General features: G+C 53.7%; 1 protein-coding gene and 1 pseudogene. Both read left to right on the forward strand.

The features are described from left to right. Positions 1-192, forward strand: a pseudogene (locus tag A3730_RS32660) (efflux RND transporter periplasmic adaptor subunit); the annotation flags it as partial. 11 nt (positions 193-203) lie between these two features. Continuing rightward, positions 204-888: efflux RND transporter permease subunit (locus A3730_RS11765; RefSeq protein WP_197477453.1), on the forward strand; the 685-nt coding region annotated here is incomplete at its 3' end.

Genomic DNA, 888 nt, shown 5'->3' on the forward strand with positions numbered 1-888 from the left:
GAAGGCAAATTCCGTGTGTGGGTTTACCAACCGAAAAAATCTGTGGTGACTGCACAGCCGGTCAAGGTACATGGCGTCACCAAGCAGGGCCACGCTCTGGTCGCCGGTCTCTCAGGTAACGAACAGGTTGTTAGTGCTGGCGTGCGGCTATTGCACGATAACATGCCCGTAACCCCATTCAACGGATTCTGATAGGGCGCCTCATGGATATCGCACGCACCTCCATCAAGCGTCCTGTCAACACCTGGCTGATTATACTTGCATGCCTGCTCGGCGGCTTGTGGGGAATGAACAATATTGGCCGCCTCGAAGACCCTGCCTTCACCATCAAGATGGCACTGGTGGTCACGCCCTACCCTGGCGCCACCGCAGTAGAAGTAGAAAAGGAAATCACCGAGCCGCTGGAATCCGCCATNCAGCAATTACCACAGCTGAAACGACTGACCTCGCGATCTCGACCCGGTGAGTCTATTATCAAGGTCGAGATAAAGAACCAGTATGACGGCGACACAATGCCGCAAGTTTGGGATGAACTGCGACGCAAGGTCGGTGACGCACAAAGCTTCCTGCCAATTGGGGCTTTAAATTCCACTGTCCATGATGACTATGGCGATGTGTTCGGAATTTTCTTTGCGGTCGTCGCACCAGACCTAACTGATTCCGAGGTACGCGAGCTCTCGCGCTTCCTACGCCGCGAGTTATTGAATGTGCCAAATGTGTCGAAAGTCACCACCGCAGGCGAGCCGTCAGAAGTCATTTATGTGGATATCTCCCAAGAAAGCCTGGTCAGCCTCGGCATTCCGCTGGAAGTAGTGCTCAACGCTCTACAATCGGAAAACCGCATGCAATCCGGCGGTTCTTTTAAAATCGATGGACGCCGCATTCGCA

The sequence above is a fragment of the Alcanivorax sp. HI0044 genome (assembly GCF_001634945.1).